Annotated in this window: 22 protein-coding genes and 11 tRNA genes; 32 read left to right on the top strand and 1 reads right to left on the bottom strand. The window is 35.3% G+C overall.

Annotated features, from left to right (window positions below; all coding sequences use genetic code 11):
• Positions 1-37 precede the first annotated feature (37 nt).
• The gene (locus CW357_RS04470; protein ID WP_119415973.1) at positions 38-646 is read right to left on the bottom strand and encodes a rhomboid family intramembrane serine protease; all 609 of its coding nucleotides are present in this window, start codon (positions 644-646) and stop codon (positions 38-40) included.
• A 68-nt stretch (positions 647-714) separates the two neighbouring features.
• Between CW357_RS04470 and acpS the strand changes: the two genes are divergently transcribed.
• The 32 genes from acpS (at position 715) to norA (ending at position 22,321) form a co-directional block, all read left to right on the top strand.
• Positions 715-1,068: a holo-ACP synthase gene (gene acpS, locus CW357_RS04465; RefSeq protein WP_119415972.1), complete on the top strand. Its 354-nt coding sequence runs from the start codon at positions 715-717 to the stop codon at positions 1,066-1,068.
• 55 nt (positions 1,069-1,123) lie between these two features.
• Positions 1,124-2,407, top strand: a complete 1,284-nt coding sequence (locus tag CW357_RS04460; RefSeq protein ID WP_124217451.1) for a LolA family protein — start codon at positions 1,124-1,126, stop codon at positions 2,405-2,407.
• 68 nt (positions 2,408-2,475) lie between these two features.
• On the top strand, positions 2,476-3,594 hold the full coding sequence (alr, locus tag CW357_RS04455; RefSeq protein ID WP_119415970.1) for an alanine racemase: 1,119 nt from the start codon (positions 2,476-2,478) through the stop codon (positions 3,592-3,594).
• A gap of 211 nt (positions 3,595-3,805) precedes the next feature.
• Positions 3,806-4,093, top strand: coding sequence for a transcriptional regulator (locus CW357_RS04450; protein ID WP_233548075.1), 288 nt, complete (start codon positions 3,806-3,808; stop codon positions 4,091-4,093).
• Positions 4,094-4,097: 4 nt separating this feature from the next.
• Positions 4,098-4,448, top strand: coding sequence for a type II toxin-antitoxin system PemK/MazF family toxin (locus CW357_RS04445; protein ID WP_119415968.1), 351 nt, complete (start codon positions 4,098-4,100; stop codon positions 4,446-4,448).
• A gap of 289 nt (positions 4,449-4,737) precedes the next feature.
• Positions 4,738-5,136: an anti-sigma regulatory factor gene (locus CW357_RS04440; RefSeq protein WP_124217450.1), complete on the top strand. Its 399-nt coding sequence runs from the start codon at positions 4,738-4,740 to the stop codon at positions 5,134-5,136.
• Between the two features lie 244 nt (positions 5,137-5,380).
• Positions 5,381-7,552 (top strand): Tex family protein, encoded by a 2,172-nt coding sequence (locus tag CW357_RS04435; protein ID WP_124217449.1) that lies wholly within the window; start codon positions 5,381-5,383, stop codon positions 7,550-7,552.
• An 89-nt stretch (positions 7,553-7,641) separates the two neighbouring features.
• Positions 7,642-8,097, top strand: a complete 456-nt coding sequence (locus tag CW357_RS04430) for a SprT family protein (RefSeq protein ID WP_119415965.1) — start codon at positions 7,642-7,644, stop codon at positions 8,095-8,097.
• 241 nt (positions 8,098-8,338) lie between these two features.
• Positions 8,339-8,413 (top strand) — tRNA-Glu (locus CW357_RS04425).
• Between the two features lie 19 nt (positions 8,414-8,432).
• Positions 8,433-8,508, top strand: a tRNA-Val gene (locus tag CW357_RS04420).
• Positions 8,509-8,515: 7 nt separating this feature from the next.
• Positions 8,516-8,599 (top strand) — tRNA-Tyr (locus CW357_RS04415).
• 64 nt (positions 8,600-8,663) lie between these two features.
• Positions 8,664-8,740 (top strand) — tRNA-Asn (locus tag CW357_RS04410).
• Position 8,741: 1 nt separating this feature from the next.
• A tRNA-Glu gene (locus CW357_RS04405) sits at positions 8,742-8,813 on the top strand.
• Between the two features lie 8 nt (positions 8,814-8,821).
• Positions 8,822-8,898: transfer RNA gene (locus CW357_RS04400), tRNA-Asp, on the top strand.
• A gap of 7 nt (positions 8,899-8,905) precedes the next feature.
• Positions 8,906-8,980, top strand: a tRNA-Gln gene (locus CW357_RS04395).
• A gap of 25 nt (positions 8,981-9,005) precedes the next feature.
• A tRNA-Lys gene (locus tag CW357_RS04390) sits at positions 9,006-9,081 on the top strand.
• 62 nt (positions 9,082-9,143) lie between these two features.
• A tRNA-Leu gene (locus tag CW357_RS04385) sits at positions 9,144-9,229 on the top strand.
• 23 nt (positions 9,230-9,252) lie between these two features.
• Positions 9,253-9,329 (top strand) — tRNA-Arg (locus CW357_RS04380).
• A 27-nt stretch (positions 9,330-9,356) separates the two neighbouring features.
• Positions 9,357-9,430 (top strand) — tRNA-Gly (locus CW357_RS04375).
• 297 nt (positions 9,431-9,727) lie between these two features.
• Positions 9,728-10,633, top strand: a complete 906-nt coding sequence (rocF, locus tag CW357_RS04370) for an arginase (protein ID WP_119416549.1) — start codon at positions 9,728-9,730, stop codon at positions 10,631-10,633.
• Positions 10,634-10,895: 262 nt separating this feature from the next.
• Positions 10,896-11,459 carry an RNA polymerase sigma factor SigW gene (gene sigW, locus CW357_RS04365; protein ID WP_119416550.1) on the top strand — a complete coding sequence of 188 codons (564 nt, stop codon included), beginning with the start codon at positions 10,896-10,898 and terminating at the stop codon, positions 11,457-11,459.
• Between the two features lie 13 nt (positions 11,460-11,472).
• Positions 11,473-12,093 carry an anti-sigma factor family protein gene (locus tag CW357_RS04360; protein ID WP_119416551.1) on the top strand — a complete coding sequence of 207 codons (621 nt, stop codon included), beginning with the start codon at positions 11,473-11,475 and terminating at the stop codon, positions 12,091-12,093.
• A gap of 117 nt (positions 12,094-12,210) precedes the next feature.
• A complete protein-coding gene (gene cdaA / locus CW357_RS04355; RefSeq protein WP_119416552.1) occupies positions 12,211-13,053 on the top strand; it encodes a diadenylate cyclase CdaA in 843 nt (280 codons plus the stop codon).
• The gene (locus CW357_RS04350) at positions 13,053-14,336 is read left to right on the top strand and encodes a CdaR family protein (RefSeq protein ID WP_119416553.1); all 1,284 of its coding nucleotides are present in this window, start codon (positions 13,053-13,055) and stop codon (positions 14,334-14,336) included. The genes cdaA and CW357_RS04350 overlap by 1 nt, the downstream gene beginning before the upstream one ends.
• A gap of 45 nt (positions 14,337-14,381) precedes the next feature.
• Positions 14,382-15,734: a phosphoglucosamine mutase gene (glmM, locus tag CW357_RS04345; protein WP_119416554.1), complete on the top strand. Its 1,353-nt coding sequence runs from the start codon at positions 14,382-14,384 to the stop codon at positions 15,732-15,734.
• Between the two features lie 620 nt (positions 15,735-16,354).
• Positions 16,355-18,157, top strand: a complete 1,803-nt coding sequence (glmS, locus tag CW357_RS04340; protein WP_124217448.1) for a glutamine--fructose-6-phosphate transaminase (isomerizing) — start codon at positions 16,355-16,357, stop codon at positions 18,155-18,157.
• Between the two features lie 339 nt (positions 18,158-18,496).
• The gene (locus tag CW357_RS04335) at positions 18,497-18,946 is read left to right on the top strand and encodes a hypothetical protein (protein ID WP_119416556.1); all 450 of its coding nucleotides are present in this window, start codon (positions 18,497-18,499) and stop codon (positions 18,944-18,946) included.
• Positions 18,947-18,979: 33 nt separating this feature from the next.
• Positions 18,980-19,210 (top strand): hypothetical protein, encoded by a 231-nt coding sequence (locus CW357_RS04330; RefSeq protein WP_119416557.1) that lies wholly within the window; start codon positions 18,980-18,982, stop codon positions 19,208-19,210.
• An 82-nt stretch (positions 19,211-19,292) separates the two neighbouring features.
• A complete protein-coding gene (locus CW357_RS04325) occupies positions 19,293-19,706 on the top strand; it encodes an NUDIX hydrolase (RefSeq protein WP_119416558.1) in 414 nt (137 codons plus the stop codon).
• A 186-nt stretch (positions 19,707-19,892) separates the two neighbouring features.
• Complete coding sequence (locus CW357_RS04320; RefSeq protein ID WP_241155045.1) at positions 19,893-20,180, top strand: DUF2087 domain-containing protein; 288 nt, start codon at positions 19,893-19,895, stop codon at positions 20,178-20,180.
• A gap of 17 nt (positions 20,181-20,197) precedes the next feature.
• Complete coding sequence (locus CW357_RS04315) at positions 20,198-21,034, top strand: MerR family transcriptional regulator (RefSeq protein ID WP_119416560.1); 837 nt, start codon at positions 20,198-20,200, stop codon at positions 21,032-21,034.
• An 81-nt stretch (positions 21,035-21,115) separates the two neighbouring features.
• Positions 21,116-22,321: a multidrug efflux MFS transporter NorA gene (gene norA, locus CW357_RS04310; RefSeq protein ID WP_124217447.1), complete on the top strand. Its 1,206-nt coding sequence runs from the start codon at positions 21,116-21,118 to the stop codon at positions 22,319-22,321.
• The last annotated feature ends 6 nt before the right edge of the window (positions 22,322-22,327 follow it).

Here is a 22,327-nt window from a genome sequence, read left to right as displayed (position 1 = left end):
CTGTTGAGATTATAAATCCTCAACAGCTATTCGCACTTTAATTTCTCTTAATCCATCTTAAAACTCTTTTGGGGTGAAAATCGAAAAGACCAATAATTAGTCCAGTAACGAGCCCTACAATATGTGCGGTACCATTCACGTCTGATTGCAGGAATGTCATAATAATCGAAATTACAATAATCGGCATAATGATTTGCTTCAATTGTGGCATTGTTTTTCGAGTATAGTAGACTAATGCAGCAAATGCACCAAAAATACCAAAGATAGCTCCGCTAGCACCTATGCTTGCATAATTTAATGGTTGTGTTAAATATGAAATAACATTTCCCATAAATCCAGATATAAAGTAAATAGTAAAGAATCGCAACTTACCTGCAATACGTTCTAACTCAGGACCAAATACATATAAAGAGAACATATTGAAAAGTAAGTGAAAGAAACCGCCATGGATGAACATAGATGTGATTAATCGCCAATATTCACCGTCAGCAATTAAATAATTTACCGATGCCCCCAGGTTTAGAATATTCAAGCCAAGTGAAGGAATCATCCCAAGAAGATACACAATAATATTGATCGCAATTAAAATTGAAATGACTGGATATAATTTTATGTATTGCGAAAGATTTTCTGTTCGATTAAACATGTATTCACCTCGATTTTAATAAGATTATTATACATTGTTTTATTAACTGAATAAAAGGAGAAGCAAAAATGATTAAAGGAATTGGACTAGATATCGTAGAAATAAATAGAATACAGAAAGCAAATGACCTAAGCCCAAGGTTTAAAGAAAAAATTTTAACAGCACGAGAACAAAAAATTTTTAATCAGTTAAAAACAAGACGTCAACTAGAATTTTTAGCAGGAAGGTTTTCAGCAAAAGAAGCATTTTCTAAAGCAAACGGGACAGGAATAGGGAAGGAGTGTGCATTACAAGATATAGAAATTTTGCCCAATGATCAGGGACAACCAATTTTGTATTTTAAGGAGAATTTAGTTCAGGGTTTTGTTAGTATTACACATTCAAAAGAATATGCGGCTGCACAAGTTATTCTGCTCGCATAAATGTTAAGGCTCGTTCATAGGATACGATAATGGAAAATGTAGAAAGGATGGGGATTTGCGAAAATTTCTCACAATAGGACTACTATGTCTTACAGCAGTATTATTACTAACAGCTTGTGGATCTAATTCAAAAGAGGATGTTGTAAAAAAGACAAGCAAGAAATGGACAGCCGCTAAAGGCTATGAAGTAAAAGCGGTAATGGAGATTAAGACAACAGGAGAGGCAAAAAAATACGACGTAGATGTATGGCATACGAAACCTGAATTTTATCGCGTTTCTGTATCAGAAGAAGGTCAAGATACTTCCCAAATGATTATACGAAACGAAGAAGGTGTTTTTGTAGTGACGCCTTCATTGAAAAAAACGTATAAATTCCAAAGTGATTGGCCAAAACAAAATAGTCAAGGGTATTTGTTGAATGCATTAGCTGACGATTTAGCTGCTGATAAAACAGCTGAAATGAAGGAAACGAAAAACGCTTATATTTTCAAAGCGAAAACGCGTAACAATCATTCGAAAATTCTTCCAACACAACAAGTCTATATTAATAAAAAGACATTATTACCATCAAAAGTTATTGTTTTAAATGAAGCAAATGAAGAACAAATTCGCATCACATTTAAAAAGATTTCTTTAGGTGTTGCTAAAAAAGCTTCTGACTATGCAGTAGAAGATTTTACAAAATCAAATGATAACAAGGCTGAAACAGAAGATGCTAAGACCGATGTGACGTCTACTGAAGAAACTGATAAAGAAGCGTCAAGTGGAGAAAATACAAACGGAAACACAACAGATGATAAAACAACAAGTGAAAATACTTCAGAAGAAAAGGCGACTGAAGAATCTTCTTCAGATGAACATTCACAATCTACAAATGGTACAACTTCTTCAGAAGAAAGTAATGCAAACACAAGTGAGGAGACAATTGCTACATCAGGAAATACAACTGAAGAAGCCGCTGACAGTTCTCAAAACTTAGAGGATACTGCTGATAATGGTGATTTTGAAACATATTATCCGGTATTAAAATGGGATAACGTCAAATTAAAAGATGAAGATTCTTTACAAATGGATAATGGTACACGTAAATTCTTATCTTTTGAAGGAGATAAGAGCTTCACAATTATTCAAGAAAAAGTAACTAAAGCAGAACAATTGTATATCCCTGTATTCTCGCCTGGAGATCCAGCAGATTTAGGATTTACAATTGGAGCCATTACAGATCATTCGATTACATGGGATACAAATGGCGTATCTTTCTTTATTGCCTCAAACGATTTAAGTAAAGAAGAATTAATAGAAGTAGCCTCTTCAATGGTAAATGGTGAAGTAAAATAGCATTATAATTGACCAAAATTCTTTCAGGGACGATAATAGAAAAAAACGAACAAGAAGGTTAGAACAATATGACTGAGCATCTACAATTCCGTCCCACAAAAGCGATTATTAATTTAACAGCAATACAAGATAATATAAAAAATTTACGTAAGCATTTGCATTCAAAGGTAGATATTATTGCAGTTGTAAAAGCAAATGCTTACGGTCATGGTGATATACAAGTTGCTAAAGCAGCTTTAGCGGCAGGAGCAACGATGTTAGCAGTTGCGACACCAGAGGAAGCATTACATGTTAGAGAGTCTATTAAAGACACACCAATATTAATATTAGGGGCTGTTCCTGTCAGCTTTGCATCTTACGCAGCGAACGCTAATATTACTCTTACTGTATTTTCACCACAATGGATTCATGAAGTATCATCATTTTCTAAAGAATTTAAAAAAACATTAAAAGTGCATATAAAAGTAGATAGTGGAATGGGACGTATAGGGGTCCGTTCAGAAAAAGAATTAAAAGCTGTATATGATGCAATTTTAATGGATAATAATATAGAAGTAGATGGTATTTTCACTCATTTTGCTACTGCAGATGAAGAAAATACATCACAATATGACCGCCAATTAGCGATTTTTAAAGAATTAGTAGCATCTTTACCTGCAAAACCTCGACTAGTACATGCAGCTAATACCGCAGCAACTTTGGTCAAACAAGATGTTCAATTTGATGCAGTGCGTTTTGGTATTTCAATGTATGGCTTATCACCATCACCATTTGTTGAAAAACATTTACCTTACCCACTAGAACCGGCATTAATGTTAGAGAGTGAATTAGTACATGTCAAAAAAGTAACTAAAGGAGATACTATTAGTTATGGTGGTACTTATGTAGCTCAACAAGATGAGTGGATTGGTACAGTGCCTGTAGGTTATGCTGATGGGGTTATTCGTGGTCTATCTGGTCAGGAAGTATTGATAGATGGTAAAAGAACGCCGATTATCGGAAGAATTTGCATGGATCAAATGATGATTAAATTACCTAGAGAAATGGCTGTTGGAGAGAAAGTAGTTTTAATCGGAAAACAACAACAAGAAGAGATTCGAATACAAGAATGGGCAGATCGCCTACATACAATCGTATATGAAATACCATGTATGCTTTCTTCTAGAATACCAAGAATTTATAAGTAAATTGTAACTTGTATGGTAATGTGCTATTAGCTTATGATACGACATTTTTACCATATAAATAGTGAATTGTTCTATAAGTCGACAAATTCAGAAAAAAATCAACGTATATGTCAAATGCTTACTCATTTTGTCTTTTCAATGTCTTTTATTAATGATAGGATAGATAGTAAGTTAGAGGTATTAATGTGATTGGTTTGTGGAGGTGTTGGCTTTGAGTCAAAGAAGAATAGAAGAGGTCTTGATTCGGTTACCTAAAATAAAGGTTTCTGAGAACATTGAACAAGCTTATAAAGAAATTACGAATACGAAAAATACAGATGAATTTGTTTATATTCCTACAAAACGGTTTATTCATACAACACAAAAAAATCATATGCGAGAAGCGATGGTTAAAGGATATGCAGAAATGTCACAGATTAACTTATCTATATGTAGTGAATGCTTACATGTTGAGTATGAAGCAGAACATATGGTGGAGCGACTCGTAAGCGGAGGATGAAAACTTGAACGTAAAACGTGGTGACGTTTTTTTTGCGGATTTATCACCAGTAGTCGGGTCTGAGCAAGGTGGTACTAGACCCGTACTGGTTATACAAAATGATATTGGGAATCGATTTAGTCCAACAGTAATTATTGCTGCAATAACTGCGCAAATTCAAAAAGCAAAACTACCTACACATGTTGAAATTGATGCAAAAAAATATGGCTTTGAAAGAGATTCTGTTATTTTATTGGAACAATTACGGACCATTGATAAATCGAGATTGACTGATAAAATTACACAACTAGACGGACCACTAATGGAAAAAGTAGAAGAAGCTTTGGAAATTAGTTTAGGGCTTTTGAAATTTTAAATAGCATACATATTGAAACACCAGAATTAGATGTTCTGGTGTTTTTGTTTTGATGTACATATAACTAAACATATTTATCTATATTTTTTCAAAAAAAATATTACTGAAATAGCAGTGTAAATTTAGTAAATATATTATACAATTAGAAAAAGAAGGTAGTTAAATAGATAATGTTTTATTTTTAGTATCTAAGTCATCATTTTTATACAGCCATTGTTTTAGTGATTTTTATGCTTGAAGATAACTTACTTGGTAAATGAAGTATAAGTGATTTGGGGGCGAGTTAGGAATGGAAGGGTCTTCTGTAGATATTTTGACAGAATGGGATATAGTTGCCGCACGCCAGCTTGGACGCAAGAAAGCTAAATCAATTGGTTTTGATTTAGTTGATCAAGCACGAATTACAACTGCTATCAGTGAATTGGCTAGGAATATATATTTGTATGCAGAGCAAGGAAAAATTGAAGTACATAGAATAGTAGAAAAGAATTGTATTGGGATCTCTATAATTGCATCAGACTCAGGACCAGGAATAGATAATGTAGAACAAGTTATGCAAACTGGTTATTCAACTTCACAAGGATTAGGCGCTGGATTGCCAGGTGTAAGACGCCTGATGGATGAGTTTGAGATTCGTACAAACTTAAATGAAGGAACAATAATTACGATTAAAAAGTGGCTAAGGTAGTGAGCGAATGACAAAAAAGATGCTTGCTGAGGGAGTTAAACAGAGTCCTATTTTTTTAAATAATTATTTTGAATCTGAAAAAGGGTCGTCGAAAGTACTTTAGACAATCCTTTTTTCTTTTGGATACAGTTCGTATTGATTATTATGTATGTTAGTGGAAAGAGAGCGAAAATGCTTTCTCTTTGAAGAAGTGTAAATTCACAATATGGTAAAATAGGAAACACTAAGGAGAGGTAGTGAACTTATGAACGATAAAAAAATGTTTCAATTAATCGCATCAGAATTAGGTATACGCACACATCAAGTAGAGCAAGTTATTCAATTGCTTGATGCTTCAAATACAGTTCCTTTTATTGCTCGTTATCGAAAAGAAGCAACCGGTTCTTTAGATGAAGTCCAAATTAAAGCAATCGAAGACAGATATCACTATATTCAACAATTAGAACAACGTAAACAAGAGGTTATTCGCCTAATTGATGAACAAGGAAAGTTAACTGAAGAATTAACGAAAAAAATTAATGAAGCAACAATATTAAAGCGTATTGAGGATTTATATCGCCCATATAAGCAAAAACGTCGTACTAAGGCAACAATTGCAAAAGACAAAGGTTTAGAACCATTAGCAGATTTATTAATGACTTTTGGAAAAACACCTTTACAAGAATTGTCTATTTCATTTATCAATGATAAGGTCGAAAATGCTGAGGAAGCTATTCAAGGTGCGAGTGATATTTTAGCGGAACGTTTTGCAGATGATGCAGCAATTCGTGAGAAAATCCGCAAAATTTCATGGCAAAAAGGTAAGATTCAAGCGACTGTTAAAAATGCAGAATTGGATGAAAAAGCAGTGTTTGAAATGTACTATGAATATGAAGAACCTATAAACAAAATCGTGCCTCATCGTGTCTTAGCTATTAATCGTGGTGAAAAAGAAGATGTGTTGAAAGTAAGTGTTCAAGTACCAGTAGAAAGTATTCATCAAGTTATGAGAAATGAGTGGATACCACAATCCTCTTCACCGGCTATTGTGCAAGTCGAATTAGCAATTGAAGATGCATATAAACGATTGATCCAACCATCCATAGAAAGAGAAATACGTAATGAATTGACTGAAAAAGCAGAGGCGCAAGCTATTCATATTTTCTCCGAAAACTTACGAAACTTATTGTTACAACCTCCTATGAAAGGACAATATGTACTTGGAGTAGATCCAGCATATCGGACGGGTTGTAAACTTGCTGTTGTAGATGACACTGGTAAAATGATAGAAATCTCAGTTATATATCCTCATACTGCAAAAGGTGATGTGGAAAAATCTAAAAAAACATTCAATGATCTATTAACACGTTATCCAATATCTATTATAGCGATAGGAAATGGCACAGCTTCACGTGAGACGGAGCAGTTTGTGTCTAATTGCTTAAAAGACTCTGATAGTAATGCAGCTTATGTAATTGTGAGTGAAGCAGGGGCAAGTGTTTACTCTGCGTCTGAAGTTGCGCGAGAGGAATTCCCTGATTTACATGTAGAACAACGGAGTGCGGTATCGATTGCAAGACGTTTACAAGATCCATTAGCTGAACTTGTGAAAATTGATCCGAAAGCAGTAGGGGTTGGACAATATCAACACGATGTATCTCAAAAAAAATTAGAAGAATCGTTAACTTTTATCGTAGAAACAGCTGTAAACCAAGTTGGAGTAGATGTTAATACGGCATCACCATCATTACTTCAATATGTTTCTGGTCTTTCTAAAACAGTTGCAGAAAATATTGTGAAAGTACGAAGCGAAAATGGAAAATTTACTGCTCGTACACAATTGAAGAAAATTCCACGCCTAGGGGCGAAAACATATGAACAAGCCATCGGTTTTTTGCGTATTCCTAGCGCAAAGAATCCACTAGATGCAACTGCCATTCATCCAGAAAGCTATGATTTAGCAAAGCGAATTTTAGAAGTAGCGCATATTGATAAGGCACAAATTGGTACTGCTGAAGCAGAACAAGCTATTGGTAACTTAGATATTGGACGATTGAGTCAAGAATGGGGAATTGGCGAAGTAACATTAAAGGACGTCATTAATTCATTAATGAAGCCATCAAGAGATCCAAGAGATGCTTTCCCTCAACCGCTCCTTAAAAAAGATGTTTTGAAAATGGAAGATTTACAACCAGGTATGGAGCTGCAAGGTACTGTTCGGAATGTAGTTGATTTTGGTGCATTTGTCGATATAGGCGTAAAACAAGATGGGCTTGTACACATATCAAAATTGAAAAAAGGATATGTTAAACATCCATTAGACGTAGTTTCGCTTGGTGATATTGTAACAGTCTGGGTAGAAAAAGTAGAGGTTGCAAAGGGTAGAATTTCGCTAACAATGCTTCCACCTGAGTTACAACAAATTAGTGAGGCGTAACTGTTTTAGAGTATCAAAATAAAATCATATTATTATTTATTCAATACTCCGCATTTGTGGAGTATTGATTTTTTGCTTGGAGGTATACTATGACAGATCAAGAGCTATATCAATTAGTTTGTAAGATTTCTGAAGATGTGTTTCATAAGCCTTTTTTACATCAGGCCTATTTTAATAAGAGACTACGTACGACCGGAGGAAGGTATTTGTTGAAGTCTCATAATATCGAAGTAAATCCTCAAGCTTATAAACAGTATGGTCTTAAAGAAATCGAGGGAATTATTCGTCATGAGCTATGTCATTATCATCTTCATATAGAAGGAAAGGGTTATCAACATAGAGATGCAGATTTTAGGATTCTTTTAAAACAAGCAAATGCTCCACGTTTTTGCTCTAATTTAAGAAAAGAAAATAATAGAAGTAGCAGTAAAAAATACACGTATATATGCTTAAAATGTGGTACTCAGTATGTAAGAAAGATTCGAATGAATACGGATAAATACTGTTGTAGCAAGTGTTTAGGAAGACTTAAGTTAAAAAAATAAAGTTTTTTTAAAAAAACTATTGACGAATAAGATAAAGCTTTATATAATATTAAATGTCGACAAGGTGATAACACATTGAAGCGACAAACAATAATGNTTGTGTCCCCACCCCAACTATTTACAAAGAGCCAGGTGTTCTAACACTATTGAAAATAAATAAAAAATATTTTTAAAAAAGTATTGCGCAATTTATAGATATATGATAATATAATTCTTGTCCTGTTAGAGACATTAAAAATATGGCCCCTTGGTCAAGCGGTTAAGACACCGCCCTTTCACGGCGGTAACACGAGTTCGAATCTCGTAGGGGTCACCATTTAAACTTTATACATATTGGAGGATTAGCTCAGCTGGGAGAGCATCTGCCTTACAAGCAGAGGGTCGGCGGTTCGATCCCGTCATCCTCCACCATTGTTTCGGAGGGGTAGCGAAGAGGCTAAACGCGGCGGACTGTAAATCCGCTCCTTCGGGTTCGGCAGTTCGAATCTGCCCCCCTCCACCATCTTTTGGGGTATAGCCAAGCGGTAAGGCAACGGATTTTGATTCCGTCATGCCCTGGTTNTTATTCCGAAGTAGCTCAGTTGGTAGTAGCATCTGACTGTTAATCAGAGGGTCGTAGGTTCGAGTCCTACCTTCGGAGCCATGGCCCCTTGGTCAAGTGGTTAAGACACCTCCCTTTCACGGAGGTAACATGGGTTCGAATCCCGTAGGGGTCATTATTTTTGGTTCGATAGTTCAGCTGGTTAGAATGCCTGCCTGTCACGCAGGAGGTCGCGGGTTCGAGTCCCGTTCGAACCGCCACTTATATTGGGGTATAGCCAAGCGGTAAGGCAACGGATTTTGATTCCGTCATGCCCTGGTTCGAATCCAGGTACCCCAGCCATTTTCTTTTTTGTTATTTCAGCTATGAGTCATTAGCTCAGTTGGTAGAGCATCTGACTTTTAATCAGAGGGTCGCTGGTTCGAATCCTGCATGACTCACCATTTTATTACTTGACAATTAGTAAAAAGTATATTATAATAGTTTTTACTTGATAAGTGATGAAGCGGTCGTGGCGGAATGGCAGACGCGCTAGGTTGAGGGCCTAGTCGGGGTAACTCGGTGGAGGTTCAAGTCCTCTCGATCGCACCAAGAAAATCACAAATATATAATATGCGCCCATAGCTCAACTGGATAGAGCGTCTGACTACGGATCAGAAGGTTGTGGATTCGACTTCTGCTGGGCGCACCATATTATTACTTATTTTAATATTACTACGCGGGTGTAGTTTAGTGGTAAAACCACAGCCTTCCAAGCTGTTGTCGGGAGTTCGATTCTCCTCACCCGCTCCAATATATGAACCTTGAAAACTGAACAAGCAAGATGTTAATCAATAAACTTTATTTTTTAACTTTTGTTAAAAATAAGGACAAACAATAGATATCATCATTNCAGAGGGTCGCTGGTTCGAATCCTGCATGACTCATTAAATATAAGATATAACCTTCTTCTTACTTAATAAGAGGAAGGTTTTTTTATGTCTTATTTTTAATTTTGAATTGTATAAAAATACAGGAAATTGTCTTGTTGAGCCATATGTGTTCCTACCCTTAAAATGAGGATAGAATATAAAGGGGGGGAATGATTTTATGGCACTATTAGATATTTCGATAATTGGAGTCCCTATGGATCTGGGACAGCTACGTAGAGGGGTAGATATGGGGCCGAGTGCAATTCGATATGCAGGTGCAATCGAGCGTTTACAATCAATTGGACATCGCGTAGTAGATGAGGGAGATATCTATATAGATCATTCAAAAAAGGGGAATTCTAATCATACAACTTTACGAAATCTAGATGCCGTTGCTAATGCGAATATCGAATTAGCACATAAAGTCCATAAAGTTGTAGCTGTTGGCCAATTTCCATTGGTTTTAGGGGGAGATCATAGTATTGCAATTGGTACATTAGCGGGAATATCAGATGCCTATAAAAATTTAGGTGTCATTTGGTATGATGCTCATGCAGATATGAATACGAGTGATACCTCACCAACAGGTAATATTCATGGAATGCCATTAGCAGTTAGTATGGGATTAGGGCATGAACGATTAGTGAACATAAGAGATTATTCACCTAAAGTTAAACCAGAGAATATTGTTATTATTGGAGCTCGTTCAATTGACGAAGGTGAGAAAAAGTTAATACATCAAAAGGGAATAAGAGTTTATACAATGCATGAAATTGATCGGTTAGGAATGACGGATGTAATACAAGATGCCATTATCTATTTACGAGGGCAGAATGTAGATGGGGTGCATCTATCATTAGACTTAGATGGGATTGATCCTATATATACTCCAGGGGTTGGAACTCCAGTGCCAGGAGGAATTACATATCGTGAAAGTCATTTAGCGATGGAAATGTTACAGGATTCAGGATTAATCACTTCTGCTGAGTTTGTTGAGGTAAATCCGATTCTTGATGAAAAAAATAAAACAGCTGATGTAGCTGTTGCCTTAATGGGTTCTCTATTTGGCGAAAAATTAGTCTAAGGTTAAAAATTTTTCACGTTTAAGTAAATCTAAAACTTTTTACAAAGATTAAAAAGAGTCGGTGACTTTCAATCGGCTCTTTTATTATATTTTTTAGAGTTATTTTTGTGTGGAGAAAATAATAAAAGTTGTAAGTAATTTACTGGAAGTATTGGTATAATAAAATATAAAGAATATTATTTAAAAATTTCAAACAAAAATGAAACCATAAAAGTAACTTGTTCGTATATAACGGGTAACCGCATAGCGGAGGGGAAATCACATGGATGCGTTAGTCAACAAAAGAATAAAGCAAGTGCTGAAAGGTGATCAACAAGCGTATTCAGATATTGTGAGCCTCTATCAGCAACAGGTATATCATGTATGTTATCGTATGTTGAACAATCGACACGAAGCAGAAGATATTGCGCAAGAAGCTTTTATTCGTGCATATACAAATTTGCACACTTTCGATTTAAAAAGAAAATTTTCAACATGGCTATTTCGTATAGCAACAAATCTATGTATTGATAGGATAAGGAAAAAGAAACCGGACTATTATTTAGATGCTGAAATTGCAGGTACTGATGGATTGGATATGTATTCTCAAATTGCTTCCACTAATCGACTCCCTGATGAAGAAGTTGAAAGAATGGAATTGCAAGAAAGAATCCAATATGAGATTAGTTGCTTGCCGGAAAAGTATCGTGTAGTTATTATCTTAAAGTATATGGAAGAATTGCCGTTGCAGGAAATTAGCGATATTTTAAATATGCCACTAGGAACAGTAAAAACACGTATTCATCGTGGTCGTGAAGCATTAAGAAAGCAATTAGGCAATTTGTAGGAGGGGTTTCACTATGAGTACATGCCCTGAACATATCGTGCAATACATGCATGAATATTTAGATGGGGACATTAGCCGCGAACATGAGCAAGAGCTAAAGGCATATATGCGAGATTGTAAGGATTGTCAACAGCATATGCAAGAGTTAACAAGTACCATAGCGTTCGTCAAAAGTGCAGCTGTTATAGAAGTGCCTCCAAATTTTGTAGAACAAGTTATGCAAAAACTTCCTAAAAGAAGAATGCGAACAGGTGTCCAAAGTTGGCTACGGCGACATCCCTTTTTTGTCGCCGCTGCATTGTTTTGTATTTTTATGAGTGCCTCTCTATTTTCAGGATATAAAAACGATCAAGAGTTTTCTTTCACCAAACAGCCAAACCTACAAGTGGAGGGGCAAACAGTTATAGTCCCTGAAGGTGAAACCGTAAAAGGTGATATTGTTGTGAAGAATGGTGATATTATTGTAAAAGGTGCTGTTGAAGGTGATATAACAGTTATTAACGGTAAATATATGGCCTCTACGGCAAATGTAACTGGTCAAATTGATGAAGTCGATGAAGTGTTTGAATGGCTATGGTATAAAATAAAAAGCAGTGCAAAAAACGCATGGTCTTTTATTGAGAAAAATGAATAAACTGGTATGGAAAGTCTACTTTTAAAATAGTGGGCTTTTCTGCTTCATACAGGTAGAAAGAAAGGTAAATGTGCTATACTTGATATATAGTACTCGCTAGAAAAGTGGGGGATCCACATGTCTTTTATTAATGAATTTACACAATTCACCAGCAACCAATGGGTGAAAATGGTATTAAATGTAATTGATATTTTATTAGTATGGTTAGTGATTTACAAGATATTAACATTGATTCGCGGTACTAAGGCGGTTCAGCTTTTAAAAGGTATTTTCGTTATTATAATTATTCGGATTATAACAGTTTATTTTGGACTAACGACGCTAGGATGGATGACAAAGCAGGTTATAAATTATGGTTTCTTAGCAATCATTATCATTTTCCAACCTGAATTGCGTAGGGCATTAGAGCAATTAGGTAGAGGGAAGTTGTTTGCTAGAAGCAATTTACAAGAGGAAGAAGAACAAGCAAGATTGGTATCTGCTATGTCTAAATCAGTAAGTTATATGGCTAAACGTCGTATTGGCGCGCTTATTTCAATTGAACGTGATACAGGGTTAAATGATTATATTGAAACTGGTATACCAATGTACTCCGAAATTTCTTCTGAGTTAATCATTAATATATTTATACCAAATACACCGCTTCATGATGGAGCAGTGGTTATACAAAAGAATAAGATAGCTGCAGCAGCATGTTATCTACCTTTGTCAGAAAGTCCATTCATCTCGAAAGAACTAGGTACTCGACATCGTGCAGCAATTGGAATAAGTGAAGTGACTGATGCAGTAACAGTTGTTGTCTCAGAGGAAACAGGTGCTATTAGTTTAACGATAAATGGAGATTTACATCGTGATTTATCGATTGAAGAATTTGAATCTCGTTTGCAACGCGCATGGTTCGGGGAGTCAACTTCAGCAATTAGTACCTCCAAATGGAACTGGAGGGGTGATAAAAAGTGATGGATAAACTAATTGATAGTCCATGGTTTGTACGTATTACAGCCCTTGCGTTAACATTACTAATTTTCTTTACCGTAAAGTCTGAAACAAGTACTGAAAATAATACAACGACAACATCTGACCGCCAATCTGAGATTATTCATGATGTCCCAGTAAAAGTACTATATGACAATGAAAACTTGATTGTCTCCGGTGTTCCTCAAACCGTAGATGTGTCTATTGAAGGTCCGTATGCACTGGTATTTCAAAAGAAGACGATTAAAGATTACCAAGTTTACTTAGATTTAAGCAAAGCAACTATAGGTAAACATAAAGTCAAATTTAAATATAAGGGCTTTTCAGATAAGTTAAAAGTTCGAGTTGAACCAGCCACTGTTAATGTTTCGATAGAAGAAAAGGTAACACGAACATTTAAGGTTGAACCCGATTTTAATGAAAGCCAACTAGCTTCTAATTATTTTGTTAAATCGATGTATGCAAATCCTAATGAAGTAACAGTAACTGGGGCAAAAAGTGTTGTTGACCGTATTGTTTATATTAAAGCGATGTTATCGGGTCAATTTTCAGCTACAGAGTCCTTTACAAAAGAAGCAGAGGTTAAAGTCCTGGACAGAGATATGAACAAACTCGACGTGATAGTCGAACCAGCAACTGTACCAGTGAAAGTTGACATTGGGGAGTATAATAAGGAAGTGCCAATTTCCTTAAATGTGAAAGGCAGTCCTAAAAGTGGTTCGAAAGTAAAATCATTAAATACTGACACAAACTACATTACATTGTTTGGTTCAAAGAAGGATTTAGAAAAAATAACCACATTTCCTGTTGATGTAGATGTTACGAAATTAAAAAAATCTGGTGATGTAATTGTTAATTTGCCAAAACCAACAGGTGTGACAAAACTTTCTGTAAACCAATTGAAAGTTCATGTATCATTAGATGAATCCATTACTACCGATCAACAAAAAGGTGAAAATACAATTGAACAAGATGAAACATCAAATACATCTATAAAAACATTAGAAAATGTTAAGGTGCAAATAAGAAATTTAGATACAAAACAATACACCATTGATGAAAATGCAGATCATTATGTATCAGTTGTAATTACTGGTGATCAACAAAAACTATCAAATGTCAAAAAATCAGACATACAGCTTTATGTTGATGCAGATAATGTGACTGAAGGAGTTAATACTTTAAAAATAGTAGGAAGCAGCCCATCAGGTACTACATGGAAAGCTACACCAAGTACTATAAAACTAAAGGTAAAACAACTGTCTTAAACAGATTTGTAAAAATGGATATAGTTTTGAAGGAGAGAATACAAAATGGGTAAATATTTCGGAACAGACGGCGTCCGCGGTGTCGCCAATAGTGAGCTAACACCTGAGTTAGCATTTAAATTGGGACGCTTTGGTGGATACGTTTTAACGAAAGAGACCACAGAACGTCCAAAAGTATTAATTGGACGAGATACACGTATTTCAGGCGAAATGTTAGAAGGAGCGCTTGTTGCTGGATTACTATCAGTAGGAGCAGAAGTTATGCGTTTAGGCGTGATTAGTACTCCAGGAGTTGCTTACTTAACACGTGTAATGAGCGCTCAAGCTGGTGTTATGATTTCAGCATCACATAATCCTGTTGCAGATAATGGTATTAAGTTTTTTGGCCCAGACGGTTTTAAATTATCAGATGCACAAGAGGAAGAAATTGAAGCTCTACTAGATCAAGAACAAGACCAACTACCTCGTCCAACAGGTGGTGACCTTGGTTCTGTAACTGATTACTTTGAAGGTGGACAAAAATACATTCAGTATTTGAAACAAACCGTATATGAAGACTTTACAGGTATTCATATTGCATTAGATTGTGCAAATGGTGCAACATCAGCTTTAGCAACACATCTATTCGCTGATTTGGAAGCTGATTTATCTACTATGGGTTCTTCTCCAAATGGTTTAAATATTAATGATGGTGTCGGCTCAACACATCCTGAAAAACTTGCGCAATTTGTTCAAGAAAAAGGTGCTGATGTAGGTTTAGCATTTGATGGTGATGGAGACCGTTTAATCGCTGTTGATGAAAATGGTCAAATTGTCGATGGAGACCAAATCATGTATATTTGTGCAAAACATTTACATGCAGAAGGAAAACTACAAAAAGATACAGTTGTTTCAACTGTTATGAGCAACATGGGCTTCTACAAAGCTTTAGAAGAAAATGGTATGCATAGTATCCAAACTAAAGTAGGAGATCGTTACGTAGTAGAAGCTATGCGTGAAGGTAACTATAATGTTGGTGGCGAACAATCAGGTCATATCGTATTCTTAGATCATAATACAACAGGTGATGGTTTACTTACTGGCTTACAATTAGTTAATACAATGAAAGTAACCGGCAAGAAATTATCAGAGCTTGCTTCTGAAATGACGATCTTCCCTCAAAAACTTATCAATGTTCGTGTAACAGATAAACACGCTGTGAAAGAAAATGAAAAAGTAGCAGCAATCATTGACCAAGTTGAACATGAGATGAACGGAGATGGACGTGTCTTAGTTAGACCTTCAGGGACAGAACCATTAGTTCGTGTCATGGTAGAAGCACCATCAAGTGAACTATGCGAATCTTATTGCAAACGAATTGCAGATGTCGTTCGTGAAGAAATGGGATTAAAAGATTAATCATTAAAAGAAATTTGATAAATTGACAAAGAAGAAATCTCTTAGACGGGATTTCTTCTTTTTTGTGCAAAAAATTTATGATGTTGTTAAATCATAATTCATATAGTGAATACTAAGTTTGTAAAATCTGTAATAGTAATGACAAACTTTTTTAATAAAAACATGCAACAAAATGGTAGCCAATTGCGTATAATAAGGTAATTGATTTTATTTTTGTATTGTAAACCTTTTCAATGCATGTTTGTAATTGACTATGAAAAGTGTTTTCAGTATGATGAGAATGCTAAGAATTTTTAAAGGTCTAACCTCTTAAAAAAGATTAGTATATTGCTAAGGAGGGTCGTATCGAAGCAAAAAATCGGAAAACAGTTATAGCGCCAGTACTGAAGAAATCGAGCGTAGAAGCTTCAGTAGACGAGGTGGAGGAGTATCGAAGTTTTCGGCGGATGCCTCCCGGTCGCAAGTGCCCGATCGTATGCTTACTTTTAAATGGCTCAAGTAATTGAGCAGACAGAGAGAGTAAGAAGGCAAAATAGCAGCTGTACTTTTGTGTACTTCACCTATTTAGGGGAAGGCTACTTTTATACGGCTAATTTTGCGAAAGTTCGGAGGAAAATTAAATGTGTGGTATTGTTGGATATAATGGCTTACTAGATGCCAAAGAAATATTATTAAAAGGTTTAGAAAAATTAGAGTACCGTGGGTATGATTCTGCGGGTATCGCTCTTATCAATAATGAAGGTGTAACAGTTTTTAAAGAAAAAGGTCGTATTGCAGATTTACGTGAAGAAGTGGATCCAACAGTTGAAGCTACTGTTGGAATTGGACATACACGTTGGGCAACTCACGGTGTGCCAAACCGTCGTAATGCACACCCTCATCAAAGTGCATCAGGTCGTTTCACATTAGTGCACAATGGTGTATTAGAAAACTATCATCTATTACAAGATGAATTTTTACAAGGTGTTGAAATGCAATCTGATACAGATACAGAAGTTATTGTTCAACTTGTTGAGAAATTCGTCAATGATGGGATGACAACTGAAGATGCTTTCCGTCATACATTAACACTTGTCAACGGATCTTATGCACTTGCCTTACTAGATGCAGAAGATACTGAAACAATTTTTGTAGCAAAAAACAAAAGTCCATTATTAGTTGGTGTAGGTGATGGCTTCAATGTTGTTGCATCTGATGCAATGGCGATGCTTCAAGTCACAAACCAATATATTGAATTGCATGATAAAGAAATCGTTATCGTGGGTAAAGATTCTATGACGATTAAAAAACTAGATGGAACTGTTGTAGAACGTGCTCCTTATACAGCTGAGTTAGATATGAGCGACATCGAAAAAGGCACATATCCTCACTACATGCTTAAGGAAATCGATGAACAACCAGGTGTTGTACGTAAAATTATTCAAGCTTATCAAAATGAAGAAGGAAACTTAACGATTCCATCTGAAATTGCAGAAGCACTTCATGAAGCAGATCGTTTATATATTATCGCTGCAGGCACAAGTTACCATGCTGGTCTTGTAGGAAAACAATATTTTGAAAAGATTGCAGGTATTCCTGTAGAAGTTCATATTTCAAGTGAATTTGGCTACAACATGCCATTGCTATCGAAAAAACCATTCTTTATCTTCATCTCTCAATCAGGTGAAACAGCTGACAGCCGTCAAGTATTAGTGAAGATTAAAGAACTTGGTCACCCTTCTTTAACTATCACAAACGTACCAGGATCAACATTATCTCGTGAAGCAGATTACACATTGCTATTACATGCTGGTCCCGAAATAGCAGTAGCATCAACGAAAGCATATGTCGCACAAGTAGCAGTACTTGCGATTGTTGCCTATGTAGAAGCACAATCACAAGGTAAACAATTAGATTTTGATCTTAAAGCTGAACTTGCTATTGCAGCTAACGGAATCCAATCAATTGTTGATGACAAAGATGGTCTAAAAGAAATTTCAGATTCATTCTTAGCGACAACACGAAATGCATTCTTCATAGGTCGTATTGTAGATTACTATGTAAGTCTTGAAGGCGCATTAAAACTAAAAGAAATCTCATATATTCAAGCAGAAGGATTTGCAGGTGGCGAACTAAAACACGGTACCATCGCTTTAATCGAGGACGGCACTCCGGTATTCGCATTAATCACTCAAAAAAATGTGAGCCTAAATCTTCGCGGAAATGTAAAAGAAGTTGTTGCACGTGGTGCCAACCCATGCATTATCTCAATGGAAGGCATGGAAGAAGCGGGAGACACAATTGTTCTACCACATGTGCACCAACTGCTAACACCACTTGTATCTGTAGTAGCCCTACAACTAATCAGTTACTATGCAGCACTATACCGTGGTTGTGATGTTGATAAACCACGCAACTTAGCTAAATCAGTGACTGTTGAGTAGTTGGTTCAACGGAGAAACAGTTATTGTTGAAAGACAACAAAGTCGGGAACTGACACATTCGACCAAAATTTAATAATTATGAGCACGATTCAATTTTTGTTGGATCGTGCTTTTTGTTTATCGAAATAAACAAGGAATCTGGCGTTTTATATTTACATAAAGGATTTTTTTAATAGACCGAGAACTAGAGTAATATTATCTATTTTAATCTTATGATCTAACAGGTAGTTTAGGTTATTAATCTGTTGATTTGGTGAATTAACGTTTGAATTTTAAATGAGTTGAAATGTATATCAAGTCTATTCATATGATTTATAGATGGAGGGATGTATTAAAAATATGAAAAGGAATGTCTTCATTTTAATAGCGATAGTGGCGTTAACTGTTGGGAGTTATTTTGTTATTGAGTTATTAAATTCAAACCCACCCAAACCGATCCTTACTGTTGAAGGGAAAAAAGTAGAAGTGGCACAAGGATCATATTGTTGGGAGGGACTTATTGATGCAAAGTGTGTTGATACCGTTTCACCACATGAAATTATCAATGTTAAAAATCTTAAACCTATAACGGTATCAGCACAATCTGAATTGAAAATAAAATATAAAAAAGAGCCAATAGAAAATACATTAGGGGTTAATAGATGGATTAATAATAAAGATTCAGAGAGTATTCCAATAAAAAGAAATGTAATACGATTGCCAAAAGAAAAAGGAAAACATGTATACAATGTTTTTGCAAATTGGGATAATGGCAGTTCAAATTATATCTTTGTTGTTGAAGTTAGGTAATCATAAAGCAATTAATGATAGGAGGAAATGACTTTGGAAGAAAAAGATAAACATCATATTTCAATAGGTACAGAAGGCATAACAAATCAAGAAGTAGAAGTCTTTAATCCTATAAAGTCGGATAACGAAGCAATGGGGCTTCAATCTAATGAGAAAAGGTGGGAATTGCATAATAAACCAAAAGGAATAAAGTATATTGGCTATGGAGTTGTTATATTTTTTATTATTATTTTCATATGTACGATTGTTTTTCAGTTTGTGTAACACTATTAGTACCGAATATATAGTTAGAAAAAAATACATGCAGTTTCGAAATATTTAAATGATTATCAGGAGGACTCATCTAATGCAAAATAGCAATAAAGAATGGATTGGTGCAGCTGCAATTATTATTTTACGGGGTAAATTGTTGATGGTTCGTGGCAAGGGCAGAAATAGTTGGAGTGTACCCTCAGGTGGCATTGAGCATAGTGAGTCTTCCGAGCAAGCTTGTATTCGTGAGGTGTGGGAAGAAACAGGATATAAAGTAAAAATAATTCGAGATTTGCATACAAAGGAAGCAGTGATTGATGCGTTCCATGTCACAACAGATTATTTCTTATGTGAAATCATCGCTGGAGTTATTACTTATCACGATCCAGATAAAATTATAGTAGAAATTGCTTGGAAATCGGTTGTTGAACTGGAAAAACTCCCTCTTGATTATCCTGAAGACAAAGATATTTTACTAACACTATTAAAAACTTCAATGCATAATTGAAATGGCTATGTAAAAAATGAAATTATAATCCTAAAAAGAAATAGATAAAAACGTCGCTGTAATTCAGTGGCGTTTTTATTAAGCTTCGAGAGAAAGAGAGGCAGGCAAAAGTTTTTCTTGTATTAATACGATTATTAAAGCAACTACATTTATATGAACCAATTCATAATGGGGCAACGCAAGTGGATGAAAGTTGCAATTTCAGTAGAAAAGAAGAAAAAAGTTTTACAGACATATTTTAAAAATGGGCTAGATAAAGGAATTGAAATAATTCCAAGAAAGGAAATGAAGAAAATTATTATTTTGCAACATATACTAAAGCGTTTTAACAAAGGAAGAAAATATCCTGAGAAAGAAGTGAACAATATACTAAAAACTGTTCATGTGGACTATGTATCACTTCGTCGCTATTTAATCGAATATGGTTTTATGGAGAGAACGGATGATTGTTCGATATATTGGGTGAAAGAATGAACTAAGGGGCTGATTTTTTGAAATCTAACTATTATTCAATTGGGCAAATGGCGAAGATGACTAATTTATCTGGTCAAACCCTACGTTATTATGATCGAATTGACTTATTTAAACCAATTTATACAGATGCTTTGACAAATTATCGCTATTATACAGAATCGCAGCTTTATACGTTGGACCTCATTAAAAGTTTGAAATACGTCGGAACTCCTCTTGATAAGATTAAAGAGGTACAACATTATGCTGTGGAGGATATGATTCCTTTTTTAGAAGAACAGGAAAAGAGAATAGAAAATCAGTTAGCCCAATTAAAAGAGGCTCAATATATATTACGTAAGACTAGAAAACAAATGCTTGAACAACTTTCAATCCCTAGCTTTGGCGAAGTATACGAAAAGCGAGAAGATGCTTCACGTATACTCTGTTTAGAGGTAACAAACGTTACAGCTGAATCTACTTCAGCAGAAGATACTATAAAACTAATGAAAGCAATTGAAAATGAGGGCAGCGTACAAACAACTCGATACGGAAGTATATATCCTTTGAAAAACTATCATTCTATAAGTGATATTATCTATCAATTTATTTTCATACCCATATTGACGGAAAAGTCTATTGAATTAGCCGAGGATAACATCACAGTAAGATTAATGCCTTCTGGTCGTTATGCTAGTATTGCTTTTGTTTATTCTCCAAAGGCATATATTGAACATTATAAAAAGTTATATGCATATATCGAGAAAAAGCAGATTCAAACAGAAATGGACGTCTTTGAAATTGTTATGCCAATGCACTATTCACCAAACAAGGAAGAACAGGTCATCGTTGAGTTAAAGTTGAAAATAGAAGATTAAACTCTTGACCTTATAGTTGCTATAAGGTTTATCTTTGAAGGAGCGGTTTACATTGCTATAAAAAATGATTGGAGCATCCTCATGGGTAACAACAAGAATAATATGGTTTTAACGATATTATTAGGGAACTTATTTATTGCTTTCTTAGGAATCGGACTTGTCATTCCTATATTGCCAACGATTATGAATGAATTTAAGATAAGCGGATCTGTAGTGGGGTATTTAACAGCTACTTTTGCGTTGACACAACTAATTGTTTCACCATTTGCTGGGAAAGCAGCCGATCGTTTTGGTAGAAAAATTATGATTGTACTTGGACTATTTATATTTGCACTTTCAGAATTATTGTTTGCTGTTGGTCAAAGTGTTGAGGTTTTATTTTTATCCCGTATTTTAGGTGGTGTTAGCGGAGCTTTCATCATGCCAGCGGTGACAGCGTTTATCGCAGATATTACAACATTTGAAACTCGTTCAAAGGCACTTGGCTATATGTCAGCTGCCATCAGTACAGGTTTTATTGTTGGACCAGGAATAGGTGGTTTTTTAGCTGAATTCGGTACACGAATCCCATTCTTTGCAGCATCAATTCTAGGATGTGTCGCAGGCTTCTTATCTTTAGTCGCTTTAAAGGAACCGATACGGCAACAAAATGTTGAAGAGACTACGGAAATAGTAAAAACAAATAGTTTACGTAAACTATTTATGCCGATATTCTTAATTCCGTTTAGTTTAATTTTTATCTCGTCTTTTGGGTTAGCGTCCTTTGAATCTTTCTTTAGTTTATTTGTAGATAAAAAGTTTAACTTTACACCATTTGATATTGCAATTGCCATTACAGGTGGAGGCATTATGGGAGCACTTGTACAAGTAATGCTATTTGACCGATTAACGAGAAAGATTGGTGAGATTAACGTCACTCGGTATAGTCTCATTTTTTCCGTCATTCTCGTATTTCTCGTTACCGTAGTTAACGATTACTTATCAATTATGCTAGTATCATTCTTTGCATTTGTTGGTTTTGATTTAATTCGTCCTGCCCTCACAACGTATTTATCCAAAATTGCTGGGGATGACCAAGGTTTTGTCGGTGGCTTGAATTCAATGTTTACTTCTTTAGCAAATGTTATTGGACCGATTATTGGAGGGCTGCTGTATGATGTGAATATCAATTACCCGTATTATTTTGCAACGGTCTTATTAATAATTGGTTCAATTACTGCATTCGTATGGAGAGACTCGAAGAAGATGATGAATAAGAATTCGATTAAAGAAATAGCAGAGGAATAAGAATTC

It is taken from the genome of Rummeliibacillus sp. TYF005 (genome assembly GCF_003844195.1).
GTDB lineage: Bacteria > Bacillota > Bacilli > Bacillales_A > Planococcaceae > Rummeliibacillus.
The sequence above is the reverse complement of the archived record's forward strand: the minus strand, read 5'-3'. Positions and strand labels throughout refer to the sequence as shown.

Excerpts from the sequence above, each read along its gene's own strand:
- CW357_RS04470 (WP_119415973.1), bottom strand. The coding sequence starts at position 646 with ATGTTTAATCGAACAGAAAATCTTTCGCAATACATAAAATTATATCCA.
- glmS (WP_124217448.1), top strand. The coding sequence starts at position 16,355 with ATGTGTGGTATTGTTGGATATAATGGCTTACTAGATGCCAAAGAAATA.
- CW357_RS04435 (WP_124217449.1), top strand. The coding sequence starts at position 5,381 with ATGAACGATAAAAAAATGTTTCAATTAATCGCATCAGAATTAGGTATA.
- sigW (WP_119416550.1), top strand. The coding sequence starts at position 10,896 with ATGGATGCGTTAGTCAACAAAAGAATAAAGCAAGTGCTGAAAGGTGAT.
- CW357_RS04360 (WP_119416551.1), top strand. The coding sequence starts at position 11,473 with ATGAGTACATGCCCTGAACATATCGTGCAATACATGCATGAATATTTA.
- CW357_RS04325 (WP_119416558.1), top strand. The coding sequence starts at position 19,293 with ATGCAAAATAGCAATAAAGAATGGATTGGTGCAGCTGCAATTATTATT.
- alr (WP_119415970.1), top strand. The coding sequence starts at position 2,476 with ATGACTGAGCATCTACAATTCCGTCCCACAAAAGCGATTATTAATTTA.
- glmM (WP_119416554.1), top strand. The coding sequence starts at position 14,382 with ATGGGTAAATATTTCGGAACAGACGGCGTCCGCGGTGTCGCCAATAGT.
- cdaA (WP_119416552.1), top strand. The coding sequence starts at position 12,211 with ATGTCTTTTATTAATGAATTTACACAATTCACCAGCAACCAATGGGTG.
- CW357_RS04430 (WP_119415965.1), top strand. The coding sequence starts at position 7,642 with ATGACAGATCAAGAGCTATATCAATTAGTTTGTAAGATTTCTGAAGAT.
- norA (WP_124217447.1), top strand. The coding sequence starts at position 21,116 with ATGGGTAACAACAAGAATAATATGGTTTTAACGATATTATTAGGGAAC.
- CW357_RS04335 (WP_119416556.1), top strand. The coding sequence starts at position 18,497 with ATGAAAAGGAATGTCTTCATTTTAATAGCGATAGTGGCGTTAACTGTT.
- CW357_RS04350 (WP_119416553.1), top strand. The coding sequence starts at position 13,053 with ATGGATAAACTAATTGATAGTCCATGGTTTGTACGTATTACAGCCCTT.
- CW357_RS04440 (WP_124217450.1), top strand. The coding sequence starts at position 4,738 with ATGGAAGGGTCTTCTGTAGATATTTTGACAGAATGGGATATAGTTGCC.
- rocF (WP_119416549.1), top strand. The coding sequence starts at position 9,728 with ATGGCACTATTAGATATTTCGATAATTGGAGTCCCTATGGATCTGGGA.
- CW357_RS04320 (WP_241155045.1), top strand. The coding sequence starts at position 19,893 with ATGAAAGTTGCAATTTCAGTAGAAAAGAAGAAAAAAGTTTTACAGACA.
- acpS (WP_119415972.1), top strand. The coding sequence starts at position 715 with ATGATTAAAGGAATTGGACTAGATATCGTAGAAATAAATAGAATACAG.